The 22,900-nt window shown below is 72.1% G+C and carries 26 protein-coding genes; 24 read left to right on the plus strand and 2 right to left on the minus strand.

The annotated features are described in order from the left end of the window. Positions 1–8: 8 nt before the first annotated feature. The 3 genes from thrC (at position 9) to rho (ending at position 4,050) form a co-directional block, all read left to right on the plus strand. Positions 9–1,073 carry a threonine synthase gene (gene thrC / locus RQG84_RS09580; RefSeq protein WP_055966919.1) on the plus strand — a complete coding sequence of 355 codons (1,065 nt, stop codon included), beginning with the start codon at positions 9–11 and terminating at the stop codon, positions 1,071–1,073. Between the two features lie 7 nt (positions 1,074–1,080). Then, positions 1,081–1,971, plus strand: coding sequence for a homoserine kinase (gene thrB, locus RQG84_RS09585; protein ID WP_311209853.1), 891 nt, complete (start codon positions 1,081–1,083; stop codon positions 1,969–1,971). 186 nt (positions 1,972–2,157) lie between these two features. After that, a complete protein-coding gene (gene rho / locus RQG84_RS09590; RefSeq protein WP_311209854.1) occupies positions 2,158–4,050 on the plus strand; it encodes a transcription termination factor Rho in 1,893 nt (630 codons plus the stop codon). 48 nt (positions 4,051–4,098) lie between these two features. Here rho and RQG84_RS09595 read toward each other — a convergent pair whose 3' ends face one another. Both RQG84_RS09595 and RQG84_RS09600 read right to left on the minus strand, forming a co-directional pair. Next, positions 4,099–5,172, minus strand: a complete 1,074-nt coding sequence (locus RQG84_RS09595; RefSeq protein WP_311209855.1) for an EAL domain-containing protein — start codon at positions 5,170–5,172, stop codon at positions 4,099–4,101. Beyond that, positions 5,172–5,357, minus strand: a complete 186-nt coding sequence (locus tag RQG84_RS09600) for a DUF1059 domain-containing protein (protein ID WP_311209856.1) — start codon at positions 5,355–5,357, stop codon at positions 5,172–5,174. The genes RQG84_RS09595 and RQG84_RS09600 overlap by 1 nt, the downstream gene beginning before the upstream one ends. Positions 5,358–5,522: 165 nt before the next feature. Here RQG84_RS09600 and RQG84_RS09605 point away from each other — a divergent pair, with 165 nt between their 5' ends. From RQG84_RS09605 to RQG84_RS09705, 21 genes are all read left to right on the plus strand, one after another. After that, positions 5,523–6,005: a glutathione peroxidase gene (locus RQG84_RS09605; RefSeq protein ID WP_311209857.1), complete on the plus strand. Its 483-nt coding sequence runs from the start codon at positions 5,523–5,525 to the stop codon at positions 6,003–6,005. A gap of 172 nt (positions 6,006–6,177) precedes the next feature. Continuing rightward, entirely contained in the window at positions 6,178–6,384 is a 207-nt protein-coding gene (gene rpmE, locus RQG84_RS09610; protein ID WP_055966938.1) for a 50S ribosomal protein L31, read from the plus strand. Between the two features lie 116 nt (positions 6,385–6,500). Continuing rightward, the gene (prfA, locus tag RQG84_RS09615; RefSeq protein WP_311209858.1) at positions 6,501–7,568 is read left to right on the plus strand and encodes a peptide chain release factor 1; all 1,068 of its coding nucleotides are present in this window, start codon (positions 6,501–6,503) and stop codon (positions 7,566–7,568) included. Then, positions 7,565–8,422 (plus strand): peptide chain release factor N(5)-glutamine methyltransferase, encoded by an 858-nt coding sequence (prmC, locus tag RQG84_RS09620; RefSeq protein WP_396135268.1) that lies wholly within the window; start codon positions 7,565–7,567, stop codon positions 8,420–8,422. Before prfA ends, prmC begins: the two co-directional genes overlap by 4 nt. A gap of 210 nt (positions 8,423–8,632) precedes the next feature. Then, positions 8,633–9,484 carry an ABC transporter permease gene (locus RQG84_RS09625; RefSeq protein ID WP_311209859.1) on the plus strand — a complete coding sequence of 284 codons (852 nt, stop codon included), beginning with the start codon at positions 8,633–8,635 and terminating at the stop codon, positions 9,482–9,484. Beyond that, positions 9,481–10,320, plus strand: a complete 840-nt coding sequence (locus tag RQG84_RS09630; protein WP_311209860.1) for an ABC transporter permease — start codon at positions 9,481–9,483, stop codon at positions 10,318–10,320. Before RQG84_RS09625 ends, RQG84_RS09630 begins: the two co-directional genes overlap by 4 nt. A 7-nt stretch (positions 10,321–10,327) precedes the next feature. Continuing rightward, entirely contained in the window at positions 10,328–11,557 is a 1,230-nt protein-coding gene (locus tag RQG84_RS09635; RefSeq protein WP_311209861.1) for an MCE family protein, read from the plus strand. Then, complete coding sequence (locus RQG84_RS09640) at positions 11,554–12,558, plus strand: MlaD family protein (RefSeq protein WP_311209862.1); 1,005 nt, start codon at positions 11,554–11,556, stop codon at positions 12,556–12,558. Before RQG84_RS09635 ends, RQG84_RS09640 begins: the two co-directional genes overlap by 4 nt. Further along, positions 12,555–13,529 carry an MCE family protein gene (locus RQG84_RS09645; protein ID WP_311209863.1) on the plus strand — a complete coding sequence of 325 codons (975 nt, stop codon included), beginning with the start codon at positions 12,555–12,557 and terminating at the stop codon, positions 13,527–13,529. The genes RQG84_RS09640 and RQG84_RS09645 overlap by 4 nt, the downstream gene beginning before the upstream one ends. Next, entirely contained in the window at positions 13,526–14,590 is a 1,065-nt protein-coding gene (locus RQG84_RS09650) for an MCE family protein (RefSeq protein WP_311209864.1), read from the plus strand. The genes RQG84_RS09645 and RQG84_RS09650 overlap by 4 nt, the downstream gene beginning before the upstream one ends. Further along, positions 14,587–15,792: an MCE family protein gene (locus tag RQG84_RS09655; RefSeq protein WP_311209865.1), complete on the plus strand. Its 1,206-nt coding sequence runs from the start codon at positions 14,587–14,589 to the stop codon at positions 15,790–15,792. The genes RQG84_RS09650 and RQG84_RS09655 overlap by 4 nt, the downstream gene beginning before the upstream one ends. Beyond that, on the plus strand, positions 15,789–16,880 hold the full coding sequence (locus RQG84_RS09660) for an MlaD family protein (RefSeq protein WP_311209866.1): 1,092 nt from the start codon (positions 15,789–15,791) through the stop codon (positions 16,878–16,880). The genes RQG84_RS09655 and RQG84_RS09660 overlap by 4 nt, the downstream gene beginning before the upstream one ends. Then, entirely contained in the window at positions 16,877–17,404 is a 528-nt protein-coding gene (locus RQG84_RS09665; protein WP_311209867.1) for a hypothetical protein, read from the plus strand. Before RQG84_RS09660 ends, RQG84_RS09665 begins: the two co-directional genes overlap by 4 nt. Before the next feature lie 72 nt (positions 17,405–17,476). Next, positions 17,477–17,962, plus strand: coding sequence for a VTT domain-containing protein (locus RQG84_RS09670; protein ID WP_311209868.1), 486 nt, complete (start codon positions 17,477–17,479; stop codon positions 17,960–17,962). An 85-nt stretch (positions 17,963–18,047) separates the two neighbouring features. Further along, positions 18,048–18,692 carry an L-threonylcarbamoyladenylate synthase gene (locus RQG84_RS09675; protein WP_055966975.1) on the plus strand — a complete coding sequence of 215 codons (645 nt, stop codon included), beginning with the start codon at positions 18,048–18,050 and terminating at the stop codon, positions 18,690–18,692. Then, the gene (locus tag RQG84_RS09680; RefSeq protein WP_311209869.1) at positions 18,685–19,812 is read left to right on the plus strand and encodes a glycosyltransferase family 4 protein; all 1,128 of its coding nucleotides are present in this window, start codon (positions 18,685–18,687) and stop codon (positions 19,810–19,812) included. The genes RQG84_RS09675 and RQG84_RS09680 overlap by 8 nt, the downstream gene beginning before the upstream one ends. Next, entirely contained in the window at positions 19,809–20,246 is a 438-nt protein-coding gene (locus tag RQG84_RS09685; RefSeq protein WP_311209870.1) for a hypothetical protein, read from the plus strand. The genes RQG84_RS09680 and RQG84_RS09685 overlap by 4 nt, the downstream gene beginning before the upstream one ends. Before the next feature lie 137 nt (positions 20,247–20,383). Next, the gene (gene atpB, locus RQG84_RS09690; RefSeq protein ID WP_082481874.1) at positions 20,384–21,190 is read left to right on the plus strand and encodes a F0F1 ATP synthase subunit A; all 807 of its coding nucleotides are present in this window, start codon (positions 20,384–20,386) and stop codon (positions 21,188–21,190) included. A gap of 77 nt (positions 21,191–21,267) precedes the next feature. Beyond that, positions 21,268–21,480, plus strand: a complete 213-nt coding sequence (locus RQG84_RS09695) for an ATP synthase F0 subunit C (protein ID WP_055966982.1) — start codon at positions 21,268–21,270, stop codon at positions 21,478–21,480. Positions 21,481–21,502: 22 nt separating this feature from the next. Next, positions 21,503–22,042 carry a F0F1 ATP synthase subunit B gene (locus tag RQG84_RS09700; RefSeq protein ID WP_055966985.1) on the plus strand — a complete coding sequence of 180 codons (540 nt, stop codon included), beginning with the start codon at positions 21,503–21,505 and terminating at the stop codon, positions 22,040–22,042. After that, positions 22,042–22,842 (plus strand): F0F1 ATP synthase subunit delta, encoded by an 801-nt coding sequence (locus RQG84_RS09705; RefSeq protein WP_055966988.1) that lies wholly within the window; start codon positions 22,042–22,044, stop codon positions 22,840–22,842. The genes RQG84_RS09700 and RQG84_RS09705 overlap by 1 nt, the downstream gene beginning before the upstream one ends. The last annotated feature ends 58 nt before the right edge of the window (positions 22,843–22,900 follow it).

Consider the following 22,900-nt stretch of genomic DNA (forward strand, 5'->3'; position numbering starts at 1 on the left):
ACACACTGATGGCACAGCCGTGGCGTGGAGTCGTCGAGGAGTACCGCGAGTGGCTCCCGGTCGACGAGCACACCCCCGTGATCACGCTGGGTGAGGGCGGGACACCTCTCGTGCACTCCACCTGGCTGTCGGCGCTCGTCAAGGGCGACGTCTGGCTCAAGGTCGAGGGGGACAACCCCACGGGGTCCTTCAAGGACCGTGGCATGACCGCAGCGATCTCGGTCGCCGTCGGTGAGGGCGCCAAGGCCGTGGTGTGCGCCTCGACCGGCAACACGTCGGCCTCCATGACGGCCTACGCCGCGCGTGCGGGCCTGACCCCGATCGTGCTCGTCCCGCACGGCAAGATCGCCACCGGCAAGATGGCGCAGGCGGTGATGCACGGCGCCGAGGTCATCCAGGTCCGTGGGGGCTTCGACGAGTGCCTCCAGCTCTCGCGCGGGCTCGCCGAGGAGTACCCGGTCGCCCTCGTGAACTCGGTCAACCCGGTGCGTCTGCAGGGGCAGAAGACGGCGTCGTTCGAGATCGTCGACGTGCTCGGCGACGCCCCCGACCTGCACGTGCTCCCCGTCGGCAACGCCGGCAACATCTCCGCCTACTGGATGGGCTTCACCGAGTACGCCGACGCCGGCCTCGCCACGCGGCGTCCCCGCATGTGGGGCTTCCAGGCGGAGGGCGCCGCACCGATCGTGCGCGGTGCGGTGGTGCCCCGCCCCGAGACCGTCGCCACGGCCATCCGGATCGGCAACCCCGCGTCGTGGCACCTCGCGGAGGCGGCTCGGGACTCCTCCGGCGGTCGCATCGACGCCGTGAGCGACGAGCAGATCCTCGACGCCCAGCGCAGGCTCGGCTCGCAGGACGGCGTGTTCGTCGAGCCGGCGTCGGCCGCGGGAGTCGCCGGTCTCCTCGCCGCCGCCGAGGCGGGCGAGGTCGAGCCGGGCCTCACCATCACGGTCACGGTGACGGGGCACGGCCTGAAGGACGTCGAGACGGCGCTGTCCGGTGTCGGCTCGGTGGTCGACTCCGTGATCGACGCCGACGTGCACGACGCCGCCGCCGCTGCCGGCCTGGCCTGAGGGCGGGATGACCTCACCCTTCGTCGGCCGGCCGGTGACCGTGCGCACCCCGGCGAGCAGCGCCAACCTGGGCCCGGGCTTCGACGCCCTGGGCCTTGCCCTCGACGTGCACGACGAGCTGACCGCCGAGGTGCTGCCCGGCGACGCCCTCGAGATCGTGGTCGAGGGCGAGGGTGCCGACGAGGTGAGCCGCGACGCGGGACACCTGGTCGTCCGGTCGTTCGACGCCGCGCTCGACCTCATGGGACTGAGGCGTCCCGGCCTTCGACTCACCTGCCGCAACGTGATCCCCCACGGCCGCGGGATGGGCTCGTCGTCCGCCGCGATCGTGGGCGGCATCGTGCTGGCGAAGGCCCTCGTGGAGGGGGTCGAGGTGCTCGACGACCGGGCCACGCTGCAGCTCGCCCACGACCTCGAGGGTCACCCCGACAACGTGGCGGCCGCGCTGCTGGGCGGCCTGACGATCGCCTGGACGGAGGGGTTCGCCGCCGAGGCGCTCCGCCTCGACGTCGCGGTCCCCGTCACCCTGTTCGTGCCGGACAGCCCCGTGTCCACCGAGGCGGCCCGCGGCCTGCTGCCCGACGCCGTGCCCCACGCCGACGCCGCCGCGAACGCGGGGCGTGCAGCGCTGCTGGTGGCGGCGCTCACCCAGGCCCCGGAGCGGCTCGCGGCGGCCACCGAGGACCTGCTGCACCAGCAGTACCGGGCGTCCGCGATGCCCGACTCCTACCAGCTCGTGCGGAGCCTGCGCGTCGACGGTGTGCCGGCGGTCATCTCGGGTGCCGGGCCCACCGTGCTCGCCTTCGCGCGTGGTGTCGCCGGGGCCTGCCCCGACGGCTGGCGCGTGCTCGAGGTCGAGGTCGCGGACCGAGGTGCGCACGTCGTCGACACCCCCTGACCCGCACGGGAGCGCGTGATCGGGGCAGGAGGTCGGGGGCCGGCAGCGCTGCTAGAGTGGCGATCGTCGGTGTGGAGTCCGCTCCCCGACACCGTTGTTCGATCACCCGCCGTCGGCGGGTGGCCGTGGTGCCCCGGTCTTCGCCGGGAGAGTGCCCGGCGCCCCTCCCACCCAGGAAGCACCCACGTGACCGACTCCCCGAACGACCAGGCCGCGCCCGACACCTCCGGTGCCGCGGCTGAACCGACCACCAAGCCCGCCCGCCGTGCGGGCGGCGCGCTCGGCGGCAAGGTGCTCGCCGAGCTGCGCGAGATCGCGTCCGGCCTCGGCATCGCCGACGCTGCCAAGCTGCGCAAGGGCGAGCTGATCGACGCCATCAAGCAGGCCCGTGGCGAGACGGCCACCAGCGCGGTCCAGGCCGCACCGGTCGAGGCGCCCGCAGCCGAGGCGAAGGACGAGCGCGGACCGCGGACCCGGGCCGGTGCGCGCCGTGAGCCCGCGACGGAGCAGGCACCGACCGAGCAGGACCGCCGTGGCCAGGACGACGCCCCTCAGGACCAGGGCGTTCCCCAGGACCAGGACGGATCCCGGAAGCGCGAGGGCCAGCGGGCCCAGGGCGCCCCGAAGAAGCAGGACGCCCCGAAGAACCAGGACGGGCAGAAGAACGACGGCCAGAAGAACCAGGACGGCCCGAAGCAGGGCGGCCGCGGGCAGGGCCAGGACGACGCCCAGCGCTCCGGCGGACCGAAGAACCAGGGCGCGAAGAACCAGAACGACAAGGGCCAGAACGACAAGAACCAGAACGACAAGGGCCAGAACGACCGGGGCCAGAATGACAAGAACCAGAACGACCGGGGCCAGAACGACCTCGACGACGAGAACGGTGGTCGCCGCCGCAACCGACGCGGCCGCAACCGTGGTGGCCGAGGCGCCGACGGCGAGCCCACCTACGCCGACGACGACGTGCTGGTCCCCGCGGCCGGCATCCTCGACATCCTCGACAACTACGCCTTCGTGCGCACCACGGGCTACCTGCCCAGCGAGAACGACGTGTACGTGTCGCTGTCGATGGTGCGCAAGTGGGGCCTTCGCAAGGGCGACGCCGTCACCGGTCAGGTGCGCCAGCCCCGCGAGGGGGAGCGCAAGGAGAAGTTCAACCCCATGGTGCGGGTCGACACGGTCAACGGGATGCCCCTGGAGGACGCTCGTGGCCGGGTCGAGTTCGCCGGTCTGACCCCGGTGCACCCCGACGAGCGTCTGCGCCTGGAGACCGACCCGACGCTGGTCACCACGCGGCTGGTCGACCTCTTCGCGCCGATCGGCAAGGGTCAGCGGAGCCTCGTCGTCGCGCCGCCGCGGGCCGGCCGCACCACGCTCGTGCGCGCGGCCGCCGAGGCCGTCACGACGAACAACCCCGAGTGCCACCTCATGGTGGTCCTCATCGACGAGCGGCCCGAGGAGGTCACGCAGCTGCAGCGTGCGGTGAAGGGCGAGGTCATCGCCTCCACCTTTGACCGGCCGGCCACCGACCACACGATCGTCGCCGAGCTCGCCGTCGAGCGGGCCAAGCGTCTGGTCGAGCTCGGTCACGACGTCGTGGTGCTGCTGGACTCCATCACGCGGCTCGGTCGCGCCTACCACCAGGCGACGCCGGCCTCCGGACGGGTGACCGCAGGCGTCGACGCGTCGGCCCTGCACCCGGTCAAGGCGCTCTTCGGGGCCGCCCGCAACGCCGAGGACGGCGGATCGCTCACCGTCGTCGCCACCGCCCTCGTCGAGACCGGCTCGGCCGTGGACGAGACGGTGCTCGAGGAGCTCGACGGTGCGGCCAACAGCACGCTGCGGCTCGTCGTCGACGACCGCGGGACGGTCTTCCCGGCCGTCGACGTCATCGCCTCGAGGACCCACCACGACGAGCTGCTCCTCGACCCGCAGGAGCTCGAGATCGTCGCCGGGCTGCGTCGCGCCCTGGCCGGTCGCGAGCCGCGCGAGGCCCTCGACGCCGTGGCCGAGCGGGTCGGTGCGACCGGGAGCAACGGCGAGCTGCTGCTCCAGCTCTCGCGCACGCCGCTGGCCTGAGCGCCGGTCGTCTGCCGGGCGGGCTCGCGGATGCGTCCGCGGGCCCGCTCAGGCCCGGCCGGCCAGGTGGGTCATGAGGTCCTCCAGGTGGAGGACGCCGAGGAACCCGCCCGCGGAGTCGGTGCACGCCAGCGGCCCGAACCGGGTGCTGCGCGGCCGTGCCATCGCCCGGGCGACGGCGTCGCCGAGCGGGGTGTCCACGTGCACGGCCAGCACGTCGCTGGACTGCCACCGCCCGTGGTCGTCCTTGACGAGGACCGCGTGCGGACGCCGGTGCTCGTCGACGGCGACGACGACCTCGAAGCCGACCGTCTCCGCCAGCACCGAGCGGGCCGAGCCGACGTCGTCGGTCGTGTAGGCACGGCGGACCAGGTCGCGAAGGACGCCGTCCCCGGCCGGTGCCCGGTCCCGGGGCAGGGCTCGATGAGCCTGGGGCGCGGCGTTCTGCCACACCCGTCGGGCCGGGCCGACGAGCGGTCCCTGCGCCAGCGGGACCCCGAGCTCGGAGAGCGTGCGGAGCTCCCCGGCCGTGCTGACCCCCTCGGCGAGCAGCCAGGCGTCCAGCTGGGCGGCCATCGTGCCTGTCACCTCGATGGCGTCGCGCTTCTCCGCGCTGTGCTCGATCCCCTCGACCCAGGCACGGCCGAGCCGGACGATCGAGGGACGCAGCCGGGTGATGCTGCGCAGCGTGGGCTGGGCCGCCTGCTCGCCACCGAGAGCCACCAGGGCGCCCGCCTCGCGCAGACCCTCGAGGCGGGCTGTCGGTGCGGCGCCCACGTCCTCGGGGACGGCGCGCAGGTCCAGCACCACGCCGGACAGGTCGCCGCGGGACGTCAGGACCGACATGAGCGCCGGGTCGTCGAGGTCGCCGGGGCCTCCGTCACCCAGCCCCAGGGGGACGGTCAGGAACGTGTCGGGGGGCAACGTCGCCGCGGCCGCGAGAGCGGCGGTCATGATCGAGCACGGGTCGTCGACGACGTCCTGGGACCGGCGTGCGCCCACCGGGGAGGCCACCGTCTGGTAGCCGGCCACCACGCCGCGCGCGAGGTCGAGGATCGGACTGAAGGCGACGTCGGCATCGATCCGCTGGGGCGTCGAGACGACCCAGGGTGCGACGGACATCAGACGGGTGCGGGTGTGGTGCGGATCGAGGCCCGGACGGCCGCGACCAGCTCGGCCGGGACCTCCACCAGTCCGTGGACCTCCGCAGCGTGGTCGGCCACGCGCGCGAGAACGGCCTCGTCGGACGGCTCCTCCCACCGGGCGGTGCACCCGGGGACGACGTCCCCACAGGCGAACGACTTCATGACGACTCCCTCGTCCCGGCGTCCCTGCTGGATGGCTCCCCATCCACCGCCGTGCCGACATCGTAGGGCGGGGTGCGCCGCCTCGCCGGGCTTTGGCGGGATCGGGAGGTGCGTGCAGGATCGAGGACTCCTGCGGCGCTCGGGCCGTGAACCTAGGATGAGCGCGTGACCACTGCATACGACTTCACCGCGAACGCGATCGACGGAACCCCGCGCGAGCTCGCCGACTACCGGGGCAAGGTGCTGCTCGTCGTGAACACGGCGACCCAGTGCGGCTTCACCCCCCAGCTGGCCGGTCTGGAGGAGCTCTACGCGAGCTACGCCGACCGTGGCCTCGTGGTGCTGGGCTTCCCGTGCGACCAGTTCGGCGGGCAGAACCCCGACTCCGACGACGACACCGCCGCCTTCTGCGAGCGGAACTACGGGGTCAGCTTCCCCATGTTCTCCCAGGTCGAGGTCAACGGCGACGACGCGCACCCGCTCTACCAGTGGCTGCGCAGCGAGAAGAGCGGGTTCGCCGGGAACAAGATCAAGTGGAACTTCACCAAGTTCCTCATCGACACCGAGGGCAACGTGGTCAAGCGGTACGGCTCGACCACCAAGCCCGAGAAGATCGCCTCTGACGTCGAGGCGCTGCTCGCCTCCTGAGCGGGCCCTCCACCCCACGCACCGGCCGGCGCGGCGCGCCGGGCACGAGCATCGGGGTGGGGAACAGACGGGGCACGATTTGGGTTGACCAGGGTGCCCCTGGCAGAATCCAGCCTTGGTCCTGGTTCACGGCCCGCGCCGCGGTCCGACCCAGTACCGACGAGAGGACATCATGAAGCGCGACATCCACCCCACCTACGTCGAGACCCAGGTCACCTGCACCTGCGGCAACTCGTTCACCACCCGCAGCACCGCCACCGAGGGATCCCTCCGTGCCGACGTGTGCTCGGCCTGCCACCCGTTCTACACGGGCAAGCAGAAGATCCTCGACACCGGCGGCCGCGTGGCCCGGTTCGAGAAGCGCTACGGCAAGAAGTAGCTCCTCCGACACGCCGACCCGATCCCTCGAGGGATCGGGTCGGCGTCGTCGTCCCCGGGCCGCCGGCCCAGGGACCGGACGCTTCGTCGAGACGCCGAGGGCACGAGAGGATCGCCATGTTCGAGGCTGTCGAGGGCCTGGTCGCCGAGCACGCCGAGCTCGAGCGGCAGATGGCCGATCCCGCCCTGCACGCCGATGCCGGCCGCGCCAAGCGCGTCGGCCGACGGTACGCCGAGCTCGGCGCCGTGGTGGGCACCTACCGCGAGTGGCAGCAGACGGTCGAGGACCTGCAGGCCGCACGTGAGCTCGAGCTCGACGACGAGGCGGCCGAGCTCGAGGCGACGCGTGCAGCCCTCGCCGAGCGGCTCCAGCGCCTGCTCGTCCCGCGGGATCCCGCCGACGGCAAGGACGTGATCCTGGAGGTCAAGGGCGGGGAGGGTGGCGAGGAGTCGGCACTCTTCGCCGCCGACCTGCTGCGCATGTACACCCGGTTCGCCGAGCGCAAGGGCTGGCGGGTCGAGATCATCGACGCCACGGAGTCCGCTCTCGGTGGCTACAAGTCGGTCACCGCCTCGGTCGCGGCGAAGGGCACGCCGGAGCCCGGTCAGGCGCCGTACGCGCTGCTCAAGTTCGAGGGCGGGGTGCACCGCGTGCAGCGCGTCCCCGTCACCGAGTCGCAGGGACGGATCCACACGTCGGCGGCCGGCGTCCTGGTGCTGCCCGAGGCCGAGGACGTCGACGTCGAGATCCACGACGCCGACCTGCGCATCGACGTCTTCCGGTCCTCCGGCCCGGGTGGTCAGAGCGTGAACACGACCGACTCGGCGGTGCGCATCACCCACCTGCCGTCGGGCCTCGTGGTGAGCTGCCAGAACGAGAAGAGCCAGCTGCAGAACAAGGAGCAGGCCCTGCGGATCCTCCGGGCGCGACTGCTCGAGGCGGCCCAGGCCGCAGCGGACGCCGAGGCCTCGGACGCCCGCAGGTCCCAGATCCGCACCATGGACCGCTCGGAGCGGGTGCGCACCTACACCTTCCCCGAGAACCGGATCTCCGACCATCGCACCGGGTACAAGGCCTACAACCTCGATGCCGTGATGGACGGCGCGCTCGACGACGTGATCGGCTCCCTCGTCGACTCCGACCTCGCCGAACGACTCGAGTCGGTCGACGGGACGAGAGCGTGAGCCGGGTGCGCAGCCAGGCCGAGCGGCTCCTGGACGAGGCCACGGACACGCTGACGGCCGGAGGCGTCGCGTCGCCGCGGGTCGATGCCGAGATCCTGCTCGCCCACGTGACCGGGACGCCACGCGGTCTTCTCCTGACCGCACGGCCGCAGGGTCCCCAGGCGCAGGTGTACCGCGACATGGTCCAGGCGCGGGCCCGGCGGGTCCCGCTGCAGCACCTCACCGGCTCGGCCGGGTTCCGCTACGTCGACCTCGAGGTCGGCCCGGGGGTCTTCGTCCCCCGTCCCGAGACCGAGCTGCTCGCGGGGTGGGCCGTCGAGCAGGCGGCCGCCGTCGTCGCCGCACGCGAGGAGCCGCCGGTGGTCGTCGACCTGTGCACCGGCTCGGGCGCCATCGCGTTGTCGATCGTGCACGAGGTGCCGCGGGCCCGGGTGCACGCCGTCGAGCTCGACGAAGCCGCCTACGGCTGGGCCGAGCGCAACCTGGGGGACACCGGCGTCGACCTCCGTCTCGGTGACGCCTTCGAGGCGTTCGCGGACCTCGACGGCACCGTCGACGTGGTCGTCTGCAACCCGCCGTACATCCCGCTCGAGGCCTGGGAGAGCGTCGCCCCCGAGGCACGCGACCACGACCCGTCGCTCGCGCTGTGGTCGGGTGACGACGGTCTCGACGCCATGCGTGCGCTCGAGCAGGCCGCGTGGCGGCTGCTGCGCCCGGGCGGCTCGGTCGGGGCCGAGCACGCCGACGCACAGGGCGAGTCCGCCCCCGGTGTCTTCGCCGGACGCTGGTCCGACGTGCGTGACCACGTGGACCTCGCGGACCGGCCCCGCTTCCTCACCGCCCGTCGCCCCTGAGGCTCGCCCCGCCGGCGGCGCTCCCGCTCACGGCGCTCCGCCGCCGCCGACGGCCTCGACCGTGTCCTCAGGGCGTCCACCCCTGCCCGACCGGTCCTCCGCGCCGAGCGGTGTGACGTGACCCACGCCTTCCTGGCTCGTTCTCTTCCCCGAGAGGCCCTGAACTAGTACCTTCGTACAGGTATCATCTGCGGCGGTGAGGGAGGTCGGATGAGCGCGGACACGTCGGTGCCCCCAGGCGCGGGCTCCGGACGCCTGGCGCGCACCGCCACGGGCCTGCGTGCCTCCGGCAATGCCGGCCTCGAGACCTTCGGCGAGATGATCCTCCTCGGCCTCGGGTCCCTGCGCTTCGCCGTCGTCGACATCCTGCGCGGACGGTTCGCCTGGCGCGAGTACGTCGAGCAGGCCTGGTTCATGACGCGTGTGGCCCTGCTGCCGACGATCCTCGTCGCGATCCCGTTCGGCGTGATCGTGGCGGTGCAGGTCGGTGCGGTCGCGTCGCAGATCGGTGCGGTCTCGTTCTCCGGGGCGGTCAACGGCATCGGCGTGCTCCGCCAGGGCGCGCCGCTCGTCACCTCGCTCCTCATGGCCGGAGCCGTCGGCTCGGCCATCTGTGCCCAGATCGGCTCGCAGACCGTGCGCGAGGAGATCGACGCCATGCGGGTCATGGGACTCAACCCGACGCAGCGCATCGTGGCACCGCGCATGGTCGCAGCGGTCACGGTCGGCCTGCTCCTCAACGTGGTGGTGGCCGCCACCGCCATGACCACCGGCTACGCGCTCAACGTCGGGTCCGGCGACGTCAGCTCGGGCACCTACATCGGGTCCTTCACGAGCTTCGCCCAGCCCTCCGACCTGCTGCTCGCCGAGGCCAAGGCCGCGATCTTCGGCTTCATCGCCACGATCGTGGCGTGCCACAAGGGTCTGTCGGCGCAGGGCGGCCCCAAGGGCGTGGCCGACGCCGTCAACGCCAGCGTCGTGATCAGCGTCATCGCCCTGGCCGTCGTCAACGTCGTCATCACCCAGGGCTACGTCATGCTCGTGCCGCAGAGGATGGCATGAGCAGCCTGGAACGCGCGGGCCGGCGCGCCATGGCGGCGCCGGGGAACGCGTTGGAGCTGATGGGGGCCCAGCTGACCTTCGTCGCGAAGGTGGTGGGGGCGATCCCCGCGACGCTGCGCACCTACCGGCTCGAGACGTTCCGCATCCTCTCCGACATCAGCTGGGGGACCGGTGCGCTGCTGGTGGGGGGCGGGACGGTCGGCGTCATGGTGCTGCTGTCCCTGTCGGCCGGAACCTCCCTGGGCATCGAGGGCTTCAACGGGCTGGAGACCATCGGCCTGGCACCCCTGACCGGCTTCGTGTCCGCGGTCGTGAACACGCGCGAGCTCGCACCGCTCATCGCGGCGCTCGCCCTGGCCGCCCAGGTCGGCTGTCGCTTCACCGCACAGCTCGGATCGATGCGGGTGCACGAGGAGGTCGACGCCCTCGCGGTCATGTCGGTCCCGCCCCTGCACTTCCTGGTCACCACCCGGCTCATCGCGGCAATGGCGGCGATCCTTCCGCTCTACCTGATCGGGCTGGCGGGCTCGTACCTGGCGACCCAGCTCTCCGTCACGTTCATCTTCGGACAGCCGCCGGGCACGTTCGAGCACTACTTCACGTCCTTCGTCGCCCTGCGCGACGTGCTGCTGTCCGTCGTCAAGATCCTGGTGTTCGCCGCGGCCGTGACACTCATCCACTGCTGGTTCGGGTTCACCGCGAGCGGCGGGGCGCAGGGTGTCGGCGAGGCGACGGGCCGCGCCATCCGGGCCAGCATCGTCGTTGTCGTCCTGCTCGACATGGTGCTGACCCTGCTCTTCTGGGGCGGCGACCCCGGCGTCCGGATCGCGGGGTGATGCGGCGATGGACCTGACGACGATCGATCCCGACGACCCCGGCCGCGCGGTCCTCGTGCGTCGCGGCCTCGTGCTCGTGGTGCTCCTGGTGCTCGTGGGCGCGGCCCTGGCCGCGGTGTCGCGAGGTGCCCTGGCTGACGACACGACGGCGCACGCCCTCGTCGACGACGCCGGCGGGTCGCTCGTCCCGGGCTCGGACGTCAAGCTCGACGGCGTGATCGTCGGACGCGTCACCTCGATCACCCAGGAGCCGGGCACGACGGTCGACGGTGCCGACCCCTCGGTGCGGATCGACCTGCGCATCGACGAGCGGCACGCACGTGAGGTCCCGGCGCAGGTGACGGCGCGCGTGCTGCCCGCCACGGTGTTCGGCACGACCTACGTCGACCTGGTCCGACCCCGGAGCGAGCGCGGCACCCTGCGAGCCGGTGCCGCCATCGAGCAGGCCCGGGACGCCGAGACGCTCGAGCTGCAGGACACGCTCGACAGCTCCTACCGCATCCTCACCGCCGTGGAGCCGGCCGAGCTGTCGGCCACCCTGGGTGCGCTCGCGACGGCGCTCGACGGCCGCGGCGAGCAGCTCGGCGGCGCGATCGAGACGGTCTCCGGCTACCTCGGCCGCCTGGAGCCCCGGCTGCCGCTGCTGCGCGAGGACCTCGAGCTGTTCGCGCAGAACATGACGACGCTGGCCGAGACGTCGCCGCAGCTGCTCGACGCCACGCGCAACGCGCTCGTGACGAGCCGCACGATCGTGCAGAAGCGGGCGCAGCTCACCACGCTCCTCGCCGGGAGCAACGCCCTCGTGGGCGAGGGGCGTCGGGCGCTCGACGCCGTCGGGGACCCGTTCGTCGAGGCGCTCGACGGTGCCGCGGTCGTGGTCGACGCCATGTACGACGAGCGCGCCGGTCTGCCCGACAGCTTCACCTCGTTCGTCGACTTCGCCGCGAAGCAGGCCGAGACGTTCTCGCAGGGCTCCTACATGTCGACCAACGTCTTCATCAAGACCGGCGACGACGCGCCGTACACCGCGTCGGACTGCCCCACCTACGGGACGGCCCGCGGCCCGCGGTGCGGTGGCTCGCCGGGCTCGACAGGCAGCGGCACGAACGCCGCGACGTCCGACGACGACGCCCTGGTCGCCGAGCTCCGCGGCATGCTCGACGAGCTGGAGGCCGCCCCCCAGGGTGGTGTCGCCGAGCTCCTCGGACGCCCCTACCTGGAGGGCGACGACCGATGAGGGCCACCGTCGTCAAGCTCGTCACCTTCGCCACCGTGTGCGTGCTCGTCCTCGTGGTGCTCGCGAACACGATGCTCAACAGCACGGAGGGGACCACCCGGACCTACGCGGCGGACTTCACGTCGGTCAGCGGGCTGCGCGTCGGTGACGACGTGCGTGCCGCCGGTGTCCGGGTCGGTCGCGTCGACGGCATCGAGCTCGTCGGTGGTGACACCGCCCGCGTGCGGGTGTCCGTGGGGGAGGGGCAGCGTCTGACCGACACCACGGGCATGGTGATCCGCTACCAGAACCTGCTCGGCCAGCGGTACCTGGCGCTGCTGCCCGGCCGTGAGCGGGGCACGGCCCTGGAGCCGGGCAGCGTCGTCCCGACGTCGCGCACGAGTGCCGGCTTCGACCTCACCGCGCTGCTCAACGGCTTCGAGCCGCTCTTCGAGACGCTCCGGCCCGAGGACGTGAACCAGCTCGCTGAGTCGGTGGTCAAGGTGCTCCAGGGGGAGGGCGGCACGGTGGAGAGCCTGCTCGACGAGACGGCGACGCTCACGCGCAACCTGGCCGACAAGGACGCGGTCGTCACCGACGTCCTCACCCACCTCACCCCGGTGCTCGAGAACCTCGTCGACCGCGAGGACGACCTCACCGCCACGGTCGGGGAGCTGCGGGCGCTGATGACCGGTCTGGCCGAGCAGCGCACCACGATCGGTGAGTCCATCGACGGCATCTCCGAGCTCTCCCGGGTCACGGCCGACCTCGTCGAGGACACCCGCCCGGACGTCGCCCGGGTGACCACGGCGCTGCGCACCACCGCGGCGCTGTTCGCCGACAACATGGGCGAGCTGCAGACCATGCTGGCCGCCGTGCCGACCGCCACCGGCGCGTTCGCCCGACCGATGTCCTACGGCACCTGGCTCAACATGTACATCTGCAACCTCGGGGTGGAGGTCGGTGGCGAGCTGATCAACCTCGGCTCCACCGACGGCCCCTACTCGGAGGTCTGCCGATGAGCGATCGACGGACGCACGCACGCCGCGTCGGCATGGTCGGGGTCGTCGGACTGGGGGTCCTCGGCCTGCTCGTCCTGGCGCTCAGCGTCATCCCGTTCGGCCAGCGCACGTACACGGCCGAGCTCGAGCACACGGCCGGCCTGCGGGTCGGCGAGGAGGTCCAGGTCGCCGGCGTCGGCGTGGGGGAGGTGACCGGGATCCGACTGGCGAAGGACCGCGTGGTCGTGACCTTCACCGCCGACCGCGACGTGCGGCTCGGTCGGTCCTCGGGGGTCGCCGTCAAGGTCGCGACGCTGCTCGGGAGCCACTTCCTCGAGGTGGCACCGCGCGGCACCGGTGACCTCGCCGATGCCAGGATCCCGCTGGAGCGGACCTCGGTGCCCTACAACCTGCAGGACGTCGTCGACGCCTCGACCGACGCCCTGCAGACGCTCGACGCCGAGGGGCTGGCGCGCTCCATGAACGTCATGGCCGACGTGCTCGGTCGCACCCCCGACGAGACGAGGGCCGCGGTCGAGGGCGTGGCCGACCTCGCGCGCGTCGCGTCGCGGCGCAGCGACCAGCTGTCCCGTCTCCTGGCGGCCAGCAACGACGTGACGGGGACGCTCAACCGCAACGCCGACGCCGTGCTCGACCTGCTGGAGCAGTCGACGCTCGTGCTCGGCGAGCTGACCTCCCGTCGTGAGGTGATCGACCAGATGCTGTCCGACGCGCTGCGCATGGCCGTGCAGGTGCGTGGTCTGCTCGACGACACCGAGGAGGACCTCGACCCGATGCTGCGTGACCTCACCACCGCCCTCGACGGTCTCGAGGACGCCCGCGACGACGTGACGAAGGCCCTGTCGTCGTTGGCCACGATGACGAAGTACGTCGCCAACGCCTCGGGCAACGGACCCTGGCTCGACCTGCACGTGCCGGTCGCCATCAACGACAACCTCGCGTGCCTCGCGAGCCCGGACGAGTGCTCATGAGGACCCGGCGGTGGTGGCGGGCTCTCCTGCCCCTGCTCGCGGTGGCGCTCGTGGTCCCGCTGCTCTCGAGCTGCGTCGGCTCCGGTGGCCGGACCGTGACCGTGCAGCTGCGCGACGCCGCAGGACTCTTCGAGGGCAACGACGTCGGCGTGCTGGGCGTGCGGGTCGGTGAGGTCGTCGAGGTGCGCCCGCGCGGCGGACACGTCGACGTCACCCTGCGTCTGGACGACGGGATCGACGTCCCGGCCGACGCCGCCGCGGTGGTGGTGTCGCGGTCGGTCGCCACGGATCGCTACGTCGAGCTCACACCGGTCTACCGCGGCGGAGCGACGCTGGGCGACGGTGACGTGATCCCCCTGGAACGCACGCGGACTCCGGTGGAGTTCGACGAGCTGCTCTCGACCCTGGAGTCCACGTCGTCGGCCCTGGGTGCGGACGGTGGGGACGCGCTCAACGGCCTGCTGACGTCGTCGGCGGCCAACCTCGACGGCAACGGTGGCGCGATCCGCGACGGGCTCGCCGGGTTGGCCGACGTGCTGGGCACCATCGACGCCCAGCTGGGCGACGTCGAGGGCACGATCACCGGGCTCGACCAGCTGACGACGGCGGTGGCGAACGACGACCAGGTGGTCCGGCAGTTCGTGGACCAGGTCGCCGAGGCCGCCACGATGCTCGACGAGCAGCACGAGTCGATCGAGGCGACGTTCGACGCCGTCACGGCCATGGTGCGCGAGGTCGGGATCGTGGTGCGCGACCAACGCGGGCGCATCAGCTCGCAGATGGATGACTTCGTGGCGCTCGCCCAGGACCTCGCCGACCACCAGGCCGAGTACCAGCAGCTCCTCGACACCGGCCCGCTCATGCTGCAGAACCTGGTCCGGGCGATCGACGAGAACGACCGGCTCAGCTTCCGCACCCGTCCGCTCGACCTCGTGCCCGGCAGGACGGTGGTCGCCGACCTCTGCGAGCGCGCGCCGCAGGACGCGTGCGAGCGACTGGGCCTGCTCGACCTCCCGCTGTGGACCGTCCTGCTGACGCTGGCGGGGGTGAGCGAGGGATGACCGGCCCGACGCGACGCCTGGGCCGTGCCGTGGTGGGCGTGCTGCTGGCCGTGGCCCTGGCCGGGTGCAGCACCACGGCCTCGGACCTGCCGCTCCCCGGGAGCCGACTGGGCGGCGACTCCTACCCGTTGTCGGCGGAGTTCGACGACGCGCTCAACCTGGCGGTCGGCGCGCCGGTCAAGAGCGGCGGTGTGCTGGTCGGGCGCGTGCGGGAGATCTCGGTCCGTGACTTCCGGGCCCGCGTCACGATGGACGTGCTCGCGGACCGCCGGCTCCGTGAGGGCACCACGGTGCGGCTGCGCGCCACGACGCCGCTCGGTGAACTCTTCGTCGACGTCGGCGAGGAGGACGCGGACGGTCCGTTCCTGGCGCCGGGCTCCGTGCTGGCCGCGGGCGACGCGTCGAGCGCGCCCACCATCGAGGACACCATGTCGGCCGCCTCGATGCTCATCAACGGTGGTGGGCTCGGCCAGGTCCAGACCATCGTCGAGGAGGCCAACGCGGCACTCGGGGGCCGCGAACCGGCCGTGCGCACCGCGCTGCGCAGGATGGCGGGGACGGCGTCGGCCCTCAACGCCTCCGACGACGAGCTCGATGCCGCCCTCACCGCGCTGGCCGAGGTCTCGCGGGTCCTCGACGAGCGCGAGGACGTGGTCGACGCGGCCCTGACCGACCTGCGCCCGGCCGCCGAGGTCGTCCGGGAGAACACCGACGAGCTCGTGGACCTGCTCAGCGGGATCGACCGGCTCGGCGCCGACGTCGTGGACGTGGTCGGCCGCTCGCGCGACGACCTCACCACGGTGCTCGCCCAGGCGGGGCCGGTGTTCGAGTCGCTCAACACGACGGCGGACGAGTTCGAGCCGGGCCTGCGGACCCTGGTGGGCTTCTCGAGGCTCATCGACGAGGCCGTGCCGGCGGAGTACCTCAACACGTACCTGTACTTCCAGACCTCCGTGAGCGTCGGGCTGCCGTCGCTGCCGGGAGTGGGCGACCTCGACCTGCCGCGGATCGAGACACCCGACACCGGTGGCCTGTCCGGGGACGGGCTGGTCGACGGGATCGAGTCGCTGGTGGGGTCGCTCCCGGGCCTGGACCGCCTCGTGCCCCCGGGTGGCGCCTCGCCCGGAGCGGGCGCCGCCGCCCAGCCCGGTGGAGGCCTCTCCGGCCTGGGTCTCGACGGACTGCTGGGAGGGTCACGATGAGCCGTCCCATGCCCATGAGGTACCGCACGAGCGCGTTCGCGCTGCTCGCCGTGCTGGTCCTGGTCTCGATGCACCTCTACACCTCCGTCCTGGGCGGGACGGTCGGGCAGCGCCAGGATCGTGTGGAGGTCGACCTCGCCACGACCGGCGGGCTGTTCGAGGGCTCGGGCGTCACCTATCGCGGGGTGCGCATCGGGAAGGTCGACACCGTCCGCGCCCAGGGGTCCGGAGCCGTCGCGACCCTGTCGCTCGACCCCGGTGCCCAGGTCCCGGCCACGGCCCGGGCGGTCGTGCGCTCGCTCTCCCCGGCCGGTGAGCAGTTCCTCGACCTGCAGCCCGAGCAGCACCGGGCGCCGTGGCTGGACGACGGCGACCGCATCGCGGCGTCGGCGACCACCACGCCGACCACGGTCGCGCAGACCCTGCGCTCCGTCGACGACCTCATGTCCGACGTCGACACCGCCGCCCTGCGGACCACGCTGCAGGAGCTGCGCGTGGCCTTCGAGGACCCCGACGACCTGCGTCGCGTCCTCGACTCCGGATCGCGGATCGTCGAGACCCTCGACCGCACCTGGCCGCAGACCGAGCGGCTCCTGGTCAACGGGCGCACGGTGCTGCGGACCGGGGTGGACGTGGAGGACGAGTTCCGGGAGTTCGCCCGGTCCGCCGAGTCGTTCACCGCCTGGCTCGCTGACTACGACCCGACCCTCCGCACGAGCATCGAGGCCCTCCCGGCGCGGGTGCAGGACCTGAGGGAGCTCACGTCGCTCGTCGCACTCAAGCTGCCGCGGGTGCTCGACGAGATGATCGTCTTCGCCGACATGACGATCCCGCGCGACCAGCACCTGCGCGAGCTCCTCCGGGTGTTCCCCAGCGGGTTCGACCGGTTCGCCGAGGCCGTGAAGGACGGGCGACTCCAGACCAACATGCTGGTCTCGCCCGGTGGGGTGTGCTCCTACGGCGTCGCCGACCCGAGCCCCAAGCACGCGGAGCGCCGGCCGATCGATCCGGACCGCTCGTGCCCGACGTCCTTCGGGGGCCAGCAGCGCGGGTCGTCCAACGCGCCCCTGCCGCAGGACCGACGGTGACGACCTCGCGCGGCAGTGCCGTGGAGCGTCTGTCGTCGGGCGGGGACCGACGGGTTCGTGTCGTGGCCCTCGCGCTGGCGGTGGCGCTGCTGGCCGTAGTCGTCGGTGCGGCGTGGCTCGTCCTGTCCGGACGGGCGGTGCAGCAGCGTGCGGACGCCGCGGCGGAGGCGACGGCCGTGGCGCGCGACCGCGCGGTCCAGCTCACGAGCTACACCGGCGAGACCTTCGACGCCGACACGGCGTGGGCGCGCACCGGTGCGACCCCGCAGTTCGCGCGGGAGTACGCCGAGGCGAACGAGCCCGTCGCCCAGGTGGCGCGCCGGGTCGAGGCCCGTGCGGTCGGCGACGTCGTCGAGGCGGTCGGCAGGGCCGTCTCCGCCGACGAGGTCGAGGTACTGCTGTTCGTCGACCAGACCATCACCCGGGGCAGCGACGGCACCCAGCGCACCGAGCGGAGCCGGGTGGTCATGACCATGGTCCGCCAGGACGGTGCCTGGCTGGTGGGCGACGTCGTGCTGCGCTGACCCGGCGCGCCAGGAGGTTCTCGGCGACGGGTGTGCTCGCAGGGCGTCCGCCTGCCGATAGGCTCCCGGACCATGGCAGTCGTCCTGGTCCACGCGGCCGCCTTCGCCTTCGGCGTGGGCTCGGCGATCCTGCCGATGTTCCTCAACGCCGAGATCTACGTGCTGAGCCTCGGCGCCCTCGTCGACAGCCGGTTCGACCTCGCCCTGGTCATCCTCACGCTGAGCGTCGGCACGGTGGCCGGCAAGGCGATCGTGTTCCAGCTGGTGCGCACCGGGTCCGCCCGCTACCGCAAGCAGGCCGAGCGCCGACCGCCGCGGAACCGGGTGACCGCGTGGCTGCGCCGTACCGGCGACCTCCTGCTCACCTGGCTCGACCGACCGGTGGCCGGCGCGGCCACGGTGTTCCTCTCGGCGCTCGCCGCCGTGCCGCCGCTCGCGGTCGTGACGCTCCTCGCACCGCTGTCCCGCCAGCGGCTCTGGGTCTTCCTCGCGATGGTCTTCCTGGGTCGGACCATCCAGTTCCTCGCCATCGCCTTCGTCATCCACGGTGTGCTGTGAGGCCCTGGGCAGACGGCGTGTCAGACGGCGTGGGCCGACCGCGTGGGCGCTGCGTCGGCGCTGGCGTGGCCGTTAGGGTGTCCCGGTGAGGTACGACTGCGCCGACGAGGAGACACGTCAGACCGGGATCGACGCCGCCCAGGGCGTGCTCGAGTCCGGTGAGCTGGTCGTGGTGCCCACCGACACGGTGTACGGGCTCGCCGCCGACGCGTTCTCGCCCGAGGCCGTGCAGCGCCTCCTCGACGCCAAGGGCCGGACGAGGCAGATGCCCCCGCCCGTGCTCGTGGGCGCCCCCACGACCCTCGAGGCGCTCGCCACCGACGTCCCCGGATGGCTCCGGTCCATGACCACCGAGCTCTGGCCCGGGCCGCTCACGATCATCTGCCGCCAGCAGCCGTCCCTCACGTGGGACCTGGGCGAGACGCACCACACCGTGGCCGTGCGGATGCCGGACCACCCCGTCGCGCTCACGCTGCTCAAGCAGACGGGCCCGCTCGCGGTGAGCAGCGCGAACCTCACCGGCGAGCCCGCTGCCGTGACCGTCGACGACGCCGAGCGCATGCTGGGCGACGCGGTGGCCGTCTACCTCGACGCCGGGACCAGCCCCGGCGGCACCGCCTCCACGATCCTCGACGTGACCGGCAGCTCGCCACGCATCCTGCGCGAGGGACCGGTCACCCTCGACGTCCTCCACCGCTACAACAACACCGTGGAGCCGTTCGGTGCGTGAGTACCTCGTCGTCTTCGGGGTCGCCCTCGGGGTGACCTACCTCCTCGCCTCGATCGCGCGGATGCTCGCGGTGCGCTTCGGGGCCGTGGCCCGCGTGCGCGACCGCGACGTCCACGCCATCCCGACTCCGTACTTCGGCGGTCCCGCGATGCTCGGCGGGCTCGTGTCGGCCTACCTCGTGGCGACCCACCTGCCGTTCCTGTCGCGCAACGACGACGCGGTCTTCGGCGACGCCCAGGCGGTCATCGTCGGGGGAGCGGTGATCTGCGTCGTGGGCGTGATCGACGACCTGTTCGAGCTCGACGCGCTCAGCAAGTTCGCCGGCCAGGTGCTCGCCGGGGTCGTGGTGGTGGCCATGGGGGTGCAGTTCCTGTACCTGCCGCTCTACAACAACTACCTGGGCCTGGACAACGCGCAGTCGATCATCTTCACGGTGCTGCTGATCGTCACCACGGCCAACGCGGTGAACTTCGTCGACGGCCTCGACGGCCTCGCTGCCGGCATGGTCGCGATCGGCGCCATCGCGTTCTTCTCCTACGCGTTCTCGCTCGCCGTGGTCAACGGCGAGACGCGCGCCATCGCCGCGGCCCTCCTGACCTCGGCGCTGGCAGGCGCGTGCATCGGGATCCTGCCGCACAACTTCTTCCCTGCCCGGATGTTCATCGGCGACTCCGGCTCGATGCTCATCGGCTTCATGCTCGCCTGCTCCTCGATCAGCCTGACGGGCCAGTTCCCGGCCACGAGCCTCTCCGAGGGTGTGGGTGGGGGAGCGGCGAGCTTCCTGCCCGCCCTGCTGCCGCTGTTCCTGCCGTTCGCGATCCTGCTCGTCCCCTTCCTCGACCTGGCGCTCGCCGTGGTGCGCCGCACACGGGCCGGACGCTCCCCGTTCAGCCCGGACAAGATGCACATCCACCACCGGCTGCTCGAGATCGGCCACTCGCACCGCCGTGCCGTCCTGCTCATGTACGCGGCGGCCGGGCTCGTGGCGTTCGGCAGCGTCGTGGTGAGCCTGTTCAGCGGGTGGCAGTCGATCGTCGGATTCGTCGTGCTCGCCCTGCTCACGGCCGCCTCGGCCTTCGTGCTGCCTCGGTTCGAGGGTCGCGTGTGGAACCGCACGTGAGCGGCTCGGCGCCGGACCCCCGGCCCACCGTCCGGCGGGTGGTCCCCGTCGCCGTCCCGATGGTCGTCGCCGTGCTGCTGTGCGCGACGGTCGCCGGCGCCACCCACGGGTGGCCGGGGGTGCTCGGCGCCCTCCTGGCCGGGATCGTGGTGGTGGCCTTCCTCGGCTCCACGCCGCTGGTGATGAACCCGGTCGCGCGCTCGAGCCCGGTGCTCGCCCTGCCCGCGGCGGTGCTGTTCTTCCTCGTCAAGGCGTTCGCCGCCATGGCGGTGCTGCTGCTGCTCTTCGACGTCGGCGGGGTGGCCGAGCACGTCGACCGCCGTGCCTTCGGCCTGTCGGCCGTGGCGTGCAGCCTGGTGTGGACGGCCCTGCAGGTCCGGGCGTTCCGCCGCCGTCGGGTCCTCACGTATGACCTGGACGACACCCCGTCGTGACCTCCTGGTAGCCTCTCGAGTGCGTCGAAGCCCAGCCGGTTCCCGGTCGGTCACGACGTGAACGATGACGCTGGCCGTATGCCGGATCGCCGACTTCCCAGTCGGAATCGACCGCGCCATGAGACAAAGGTGACCGAGTGACCCTCGCCTCGACCGCCCTGGCGGCTGCCGCTGACGGCCCGCCGCAGCCCGGCCCCGGGAGCTTCCTGCTCCCGCCGACGTTCACGATCGGCGGCTGGGAGGTCAACAAGCCCGAGCTCTTCCTCGTCTTCTCCATCGTCATCGTCTTCGGCTTCGCCTACGCGACGAGCCGCAAGGCCGCGGTGGTCCCCGGCCGACTGCAGTTCGCAGGCGAGTACGTCTACGGCTTCATCCGCAACGGCATCGCCCGCGACAACATCGGCAGCCAGGACTTCATGAAGTACGTGCCGTACCTGTTCACGGTCTTCCTGTTCGTGCTGGTGAACAACTTCTACGGCGTGATCCCGGTCATCCAGTTCCCGTCGATGTCGAAGTTCGGCTTCCCGGTGGCCCTGGCCCTCGTGACCTGGCTGATCTACAACGTCGCGGGCATCGGCAAGCACGGCTTCTTCGGCTACCTCAAGCACCAGACCGTGCCGGCCGGGGCCAAGGGCCCCATCCTGCTGGCCCTGGTGCCGCTGGAGTTCCTCTCCAACATCATCGTGCGACCGTTCACGCTCGCGCTGCGACTCTTCGCGACCATGTTCGCGGGGCACCTGCTGATCCTGCTGTTCTCGCTCGGCGCCGCGTACCTGGTGACCGACTACGCGAACGCCGCCATCGGCATCCCCGCCGGGATCGTGTCCTTCCTGCTCGGCATCGGGGTCAGCTTCCTCGACATGCTGATCATGTTCCTGCAGGCCTACGTCTTCACGCTGCTGACCGCGATGTACATCGGCAGCGCGATCGCCGACGAGCACTGAGCTCGCTCGGTACCACCTGACCACCTCTCGACCCGCACCCGACGCCTCCTGCGTCACCACGAAAGGAAAGAACCGTCATGACTGGTTCCATCGCCACCGTCGGCCTCGGACTGGCCGCTGTCGGCCCGGCCATCGCCGTCGGCCTGATCTTCGCCGCCTACGTCACGGGCGTCGCCCGTCAGCCCGAGGCGCAGGGCAAGCTCCAGGGCATCGCGATCTTCGGCTTCGTCCTCGCTGAGCAGTTCTTCATCATCGCGCTGGCCCTGGCCTTCGTCTTCGGCTACAACTGATCCTCGCTAAGGGAGATTCACCATGAGCGCGATCCTGGTCGCCGCAGCAGAGGGCGAGGAGCACAACCCGCTCGTCCCCGAGCTGCCCGAGATCGTCCTGGGCCTCGTCGTCCTGGGCATCCTCTTCCTGCTGGTCCGCAAGTTCGTCGTGCCCAACTTCGAGCAGGCGTTCGCCGAGCGGACCGCCGCCATCGAGGGCGGGATCGAGGAGGCCAAGTCTGCCCAGAAGGAGGCGCAGGCCGCGCTCGAGAAGTACAACGCCCAGCTGGCCGACGCCCGGCACGAGGCCTCGCGCATCCGCGAGGAGGCCAAGGAGCAGGGCGCGCAGATCATCGCCGAGCTCCGGGCCCAGGCCCAGGACGAGGCCGCCCGCATCACGGCCACGGCGCACGCCCAGGTCGAGGCCGAGCGGTCGCAGGCCCTCGCCCAGCTGAAGGCCGAGGTGGGCTCGCTCGCCACGGACCTCGCCGGACGCATCGTCGGTGAGTCGCTCGAGGACGAGGCGCGTCAGCGTCGCACCGTCGAGCGCTTCATCACGGAGCTGGAGGGGTCGGCCAACTGATGCGAGGCATCTCCGCGAGGTCCCAGCACGAGGTCCTGTCGGCCGTCGAGTCGGCCCAGGGTTCCTCGGCGGCGCTCGGCAGCCAGCTCTTCGGGGTGGTGGCGCTGCTCGACGCCAACCCGGCGCTGCGCCGCGTGCTCACGGACCCGTCGACCGAGCCCGAGGCCAAGGCCGGCCTCGCGGCCACCGTGCTCGGCTCGCAGGTCGACGGCGCGACCCTCGACGTGGTCAAGGCCGCGGCAGCGTCGCGCTGGAACGCCGGGCGTGACCTGGCCGACGCCCTCGAGACCGCCGGTGCGGCCGCCCTGGTCGGGCGTGCCGACGCCGCCGGTGACCTCGAGCGGGTCGAGACCGAGCTGTTCGAGCTCGGTCGCACGGTCGCCGGCGACGTCGAGCTCCGTGGCGTCGTGGCCGATCGCTCGGTCCCGGCCAAGGCCAAGGCGTCCCTGCTCGCCTCGATCTTCGAGGGCAAGGTCTCGACCGAGACCCTCGAGCTCGCGCAGCAGGCGGTCGTGGCACGCACCGGATCGTTCGAGAAGGTCCTGACCGCGTTCGGAGAGGTGGCGGCCCAGCGTCGCGACCGCCTCGTCGCGGTCGTGCGCGTGGCCTACGAGCTGTCCGACGACGAGCGTTCCCGACTCGCGGCCGCGCTGGCCGGCAAGTACGGACGCGACGTCCACCTCAACATCGTGGTCGACCCGTCGGTCGTCGGAGGCATCGCCGTCTCCGTCGAGGGCGAGGTCGTCGACGGAACCATGTCCAGCCGACTCGAGGCCGCCCGCCGGCAGCTCGCCGGCTGACGTCCCCTGATCATCCGGCACCACCCAGCCACCAGACCCACAGAAGGCAGGCAGAAGA

Source organism: Aeromicrobium sp. WCS2018Hpa-31 (assembly GCF_031843905.1).
GTDB lineage: Bacteria > Actinomycetota > Actinomycetes > Propionibacteriales > Nocardioidaceae > Aeromicrobium.